At 51.3% G+C, this 5,435-nt stretch carries 3 protein-coding genes and 1 pseudogene; 3 read left to right on the top strand and 1 reads right to left on the bottom strand.

Annotated elements, in window-relative coordinates; genetic code table 11:
• Positions 1–434: 434 nt before the first annotated feature.
• Positions 435–821 (bottom strand): hypothetical protein, encoded by a 387-nt coding sequence (locus tag ACQ76V_RS15975; protein ID WP_441001502.1) that lies wholly within the window; start codon positions 819–821, stop codon positions 435–437.
• Positions 822–1,310: 489 nt separating this feature from the next.
• On the opposite strand from ACQ76V_RS15975, the gene ACQ76V_RS15970 reads away from it, so the two are divergent.
• The 3 genes and pseudogenes from ACQ76V_RS15970 to ACQ76V_RS15960 all read left to right on the top strand — a co-directional run.
• Positions 1,311–4,586: a helicase-related protein gene (locus ACQ76V_RS15970; RefSeq protein WP_441001501.1), complete on the top strand. Its 3,276-nt coding sequence runs from the start codon at positions 1,311–1,313 to the stop codon at positions 4,584–4,586.
• Between the two features lie 95 nt (positions 4,587–4,681).
• Positions 4,682–5,125 (top strand): hypothetical protein, encoded by a 444-nt coding sequence (locus ACQ76V_RS15965; RefSeq protein WP_441001500.1) that lies wholly within the window; start codon positions 4,682–4,684, stop codon positions 5,123–5,125.
• 101 nt (positions 5,126–5,226) lie between these two features.
• A pseudogene (locus tag ACQ76V_RS15960) lies at positions 5,227–5,435 on the top strand (hypothetical protein); the annotation flags it as partial.

Below are 5,435 nucleotides of genomic sequence, written 5' to 3'. Positions count from 1 at the left end.
AAGCTATCGAGGACCATCCGGAGTTCTTTTATAACCCCGAGTCCAATAACTACGAATTCCGTTACCAATACCTGGCCGGCAATGTTCGCCAGAAACTACAAATAGCCGAAGACAATCAGCTGGAGAAAAATATTCAGGCCCTAAAAGTAGTTCTTCCTGAGTGGATTGATGCTTACTCCATCACCGTAGATCCCCGCCACATTTTTACCTACTTGCCTGTAAAAGTGCTAACGGAGTGGATTAAAGAAGAATTAGGCTACCGAGATGTTCACATTGGACTCGTCAAAGATAAAGCCGAACTCGGCAACCGTTTCTATATGAAGCTCCGTAAAGGCGGACGATACATTAAAAATGGTGAAGAGACGGCTGACGACTGGAACCAGGGTTGGGGCGAGACACCGTTTAGCAAGATCATCAATAATTATATTCAGGATTCAAGCTTCCCACTGGTCTTCTACGATGAGGACGACAACGTGCTCCCGAATATGACGCTCAAACGAGCCGAGCAAACCGGCCAACAAGCCCTGATCGAACGAGCCCGAGCCAAACAACGGACCCATAACGACCAGATGCTTACCCGCGTGCCCCAAAAATTTAACCACTGGGTGCGCACCAAGGCACCAGGCGAAATTCGCGAGCTTATCGAGCAGGCGTATAACCACGAGTACAACGCCCATATTAATCCGCAATTCGATGGAGCCACCCTCCGCGTTCGGGGCATGTCGGACACCTTCTATGGGGTAAAAGATTTTACGGTGTACAAACACAACCGCGCGGTGGCCGAAAAGTTGGTCTGGAACGGGCGGGGTGCCAACTGCCATGATGTGGGCGCCGGTAAGACGCTCTCCTCAATCATTACTTCCCAGGTTCTCCTGCAACAGGGCGCCTGCCGAAAACCGTTGTTTGTCGTACCTGGAAAAGTGCAGGAAAAATGGGTCGAAGAATATTCGATGCTATTCCCCGATGCAAAAATCCTAAATATGAAAATGTCGGGCTCCGAGCGCCACAAAGAACTGACCATGGCCCAGCTCTACAACTGGGATGCGATCTTTATTGCTGACCATGCGTTCAAGAGCCTGCCACTATCTCCATCGGTGCAGCAGGATATGTACAGCGAGCGTGTGGAATACTTTGATCAGATGATTGATAGCTTCGACGATCTGATCGAAGAAGACGATGCGCTAAGCTCTACAGCCAAAAAGTCGATGGTGACGCGGCTGGAAAAGATGAAAGAGGAGTGGGAGGCTAAACTACGAAACGTAGCAAGTGCCAAGCGGCTCGACACCGATATCTTTTTTGATGAACTCGGCGTGGACGCTCTGTTCTTTGACGAGGCTCATTTCTACAAGAATGCCCTGGGGAGCGCGAAAGCGGCCAAGCTGGGTATTGCGGCTAATAAGCCTTCCCAACGAGCCGAGGACGCGCTTCAAAAAACGAAGTGGCTGTTTTCAAAAGTGGGACACCGGAACGTGTTTGTGCTTACTGCTACGCCGGTGGTGAATTCCCCGGTGGAGGTTTGGCACATGCTCAATCTCTGCGCCCCGGACCTGTTGGAGAAATACCAGATTGCCAACCTGGACAATTTTATCAACCAGTTTGTCCGCGAGGAAGAAAAAATAGTCAAAAAGACCAATGGCGAATACCGGACCGAGCGGGTAGTTGCCGGATATTACAACCTGCCAGAAATGCGTGCCATCATTGATGAAGTCATGGACATCAAAAGCTATGATCAGCTGGTTGGCTTCTATGAGAAATTTCCGGACTACCTTCGAGATAAATCAGGCGAAATTGTAACCGATAACGAGGGCAATTATCAAGCGCTAAAACCGAAATTCAAGCGCCCCGAAGCCGAAACCAAGCAGCAGGTCATTGAGCCCAGCGAAATTCACAAATTGTTATTTGACGATATTATTCTCCGGGCCGATAACATCCTCGATTGCATGCGCCAGCGCGGATGCCAAACCAAAGACAATTTTCTTGTTATTACCGGCGACGGAAGTAAAATAGCTACGGATCTTCGCGTATATGACAATAGCTTTTCCGGCGTGGATGGAAAGTTCCTAAAGCTGGGCGCCCTGGTGGATAACGTAGCCGAAAGTTACGCTACCCGCGAAAATCCTGCTCCTAGCAGAGTACCGGAAAGCATCTATGGCGATTTCTTTTCAAAAGTATCAACTGCCAGAGAAAACCCGAACCCATACCATGGGCAGTCCCGACACAAACTTATTAAGGAGTTAAAATCTCTGGGTCACTTTGAGGAGGTCACCCAAGAAATCCAGGCCACCGAAGGCGACCTCCACGAGGTCCCCGTTGGCAAGCAGTTCTTACTGAATAAAATCGAGAAACAGCGCGAGAAGCTCTCCGATGGATCGGACTCGATGGAAGAAACCTTCGACCGGGCGGTGATGATTGTCGAAGCTTTGTATAGCGGGCGCAAGAATCCGGCGACTCCCGCAATTCGCAACCAGATCATCTTCTGCGATTGGATCTCCGTGGAAGGCCAAAAAGGCGGTAGCTACCATCAGCTGATAAAAGAGGAGCTGGCCGAAGCCGGTATCCCGACCAAAGAAATCGCCATTATTAACGGCTCGATTATTGGTACTGATTCTAAAGGTAACGACTATTTCGTCTCTTCCTCTGATGATAAAGAAGCGCTCAAAAAACAGGTGCAGGATGATTTCAACCTGGGGAAATACCGCGTGCTGATCGGCAACCAGTCTATCGCCGAAGGGATGAACCTGCAAAAATGGACCACTGACCTGCATCACATGGACGTGCCCTATACCCCTTCGCAAATTCAGCAGCGCAACGGGCGCGGGCTACGGCAGGGCAACCAACACGGAAAAGTGAACATCCACTTTTACCTGATGAAGGATTCGTTTGATCAGTACCGCCTGGAGCTGGTCAGCAAGAAGCAAAGCTGGATTGACGAACTGTTCTTTGGAGACGGACGGGAAACCTCTGCCGACTCCGAGGGAGAGTCGCTCCAGTATGAGCAGATGGTGGCCGCCACCAACTCCGATCCCCGAGTTAAAGAATTTTTCCAGTCCAAAGCCCAAACAAAAGTCCTGAAAAGCCGTATTGAGTCGCTGCTCAGTGAGACACAGCGCCTGGAGTCTTCCCTGGGGCAAGCAAGCGGGGACGTAACCAAACGCTCCGAGCGTATGGAATCTGCTATTGCCCGTGAGCAATCCCTTATTGATTCGGATCTTCCGGCCTCAGGGGCCGAGGCCTTGGAGCAAGGGCTTATACGAGTGGGCTGGCTGGATTACAGCGGGGAAGTTGGGACCATTGAAAACAACCTGTCTTCCGACGGCAAGCGCATTCCCCGGTTCCGCCACGAGCTTACGCTTGAAGTACCAAAAAATAACGCAAACGGGCGGGTACTGTTTAATCTTATCCCAGACCCCAACGCTCCAAACCGAAGCTTTTATAACAAGATCAAATGGAGCTCCATCAAGCAGATGGCCAGCCAGCAGCTGGGGGATGCCTTCGGTTGGAGCATGGACGAGCCGGTGCAGTCGGGCCGAAGCCTGGCCGGAAACAAAGGCAATATCATTGCCGATGAGACAGATTTTTACGCCTATTACGAAGTAGATATCGAAGCCGAAAAACAGGCTACAAACCCAGACGGGGCGGAAGTGACCTTTGATCACATAAAACAGCAGCTGGGCATGTACAAAACCCAACGCTGGCTGCCCATCATTAAAAACAAACTGGCCGACCTATTCTTGGCCCTCGAAAAAGGATGGCAACAGTCCGCCCAGGTCCGTATCGAGCAGATCACTGCCGAGCTGGACCGCTCGAAGAAAACACTGAAGGAACTGGAGATTACCCACGAGCAAACCCGAACCGAGCTTGCCCGGGCCCAGGCCAACCTGAAATCCAACCAAGAAACGGTCACCCGCCTGCAAGATGTGGTCAACGAGCTCGTCAAAACAAAATTCACCGACCGCACGGAGCTCTATGAAGAACTCAACCGGATAGCGCCCACCTATGGAATAAAAGGGACTGTTCGCGTGCGTGAAGTCGGTATTTATCGCGATACGCCAGAGCCTGACGATATCCGTCCCAACAGATCAGCACCCGGAAAGAACAGGGCGTTTCCCAGACCGCTCAAAACCTTATACGAAGAACCCCTGGCGTATGCTGGAACCGTGGGCGAACTGGAATTCATCGACACCAAAGGGTTCATGCAGCGCATTCTTTCAGAGAGTCAGGATCTGGCGATGATCATCGACGGGGAGGGCACGACGCTTTTTGCCTTTCCTACACACCGGATGAAGTTACTAAAAGGAGCCTTTGAAAATGACCAGGCCGAGCAGATGTATGAGGAGTTCCACCATTTTCCGGCCGATGGCTATGACTACGAACTGTTCCCACCTGGTGAGGCTGAGCTGGTTTCCATCGGCCACGCTGAGCGCATCATGTACGGTAGCGATAAGGTAATATACCCCGGCGACAAGAAGGGTGAGAACCACCAGTACTATCACTATTTCGACGGGGGCAAACGCCCGATCTTCCAATACGGAGACGTGTATATCATAACCAACCTTAATATTGACGGACGAGGAATTCTCAACTAATCCCAACTACTGATCCCATGACCCAACGAATATTTGCAAAAAATCCAACCCACTTGGATATAATCGAAAACCCAACAACCCCAAAACCTGCAACTATGGCAAAACAAACAACAACCGAAAAGGCTGTCGGCGAATTCAAGCAGCAGCTTATCACTGCCGGATATATTGTGGGCGGCCAGGCAATTGGTGCGCAGCTTAACGGGCTGGCCGTTCCCGCTATTCTTGGCGGTAGCTCGGCTACCGTCCAGCAAGCGGCCCGCGTTGGCCTGCCCCTTACCCTCGGCATGGTCTTCACCATGTTTACCAAGAACGCTCACCTTCGCGGCTTGGCCATGGGCCTCGGCGTGCAAGGCGTGATGGAGCTGATCAAGTTCGTCATGCCCGACTGGACGCCCTCCCAAGGCCTGATGGAAGGAAGCGAATACCTGTGGGATGACCAAGACATTCCCTCAGCAGCCGCGCCTGCGGCCTCGCTTCCCCAGCAAACCGGCCACGTATCCCAAATCGAAAACATCATTGAAGAAACCGTGGAGGTATAACCCCCTCTTTTTACTCATAGCTCTCACTGCCCAGAGACTGCTTACGGGAATAAGCTAAAAGGCCAACTGGCCCAACTAAAATCTCTTTAACACTACAAGCTATGAGCAACCAAATTACCAAAAAAGCAATTGTACCTGCCAGCGCGCGCATCAAAACGTATTTCGATACGCAACAAGTTGCCCAGAACGGCGCTGTCGTCAACTTTTTCCCGCCGAACTCCACACGGAAGATTACCCGCAACAATTATGTTGGGAATCCCTTCCCGGGAGAGCTTAAACGTCGCGTTCTGGCCCTTTCCTTCGAGGTGAC

Origin of the sequence: Fodinibius sp. SL11 (genome assembly GCF_052060035.1) — a bacterium.
Lineage (GTDB): Bacteria > Bacteroidota > Rhodothermia > Balneolales > Balneolaceae > Fodinibius.
Note: the sequence above shows the minus strand (reverse complement) of the source record. Positions and strands in the feature narration are given on the sequence as shown.

Excerpts from the sequence above, each read along its gene's own strand:
- ACQ76V_RS15975 (WP_441001502.1), bottom strand. The coding sequence starts at position 821 with ATGGCAGTTGGCACCCCGCCCGTTCCAGACCAACTTTTCGGCCACCGC.
- ACQ76V_RS15965 (WP_441001500.1), top strand. The coding sequence starts at position 4,682 with ATGGCAAAACAAACAACAACCGAAAAGGCTGTCGGCGAATTCAAGCAG.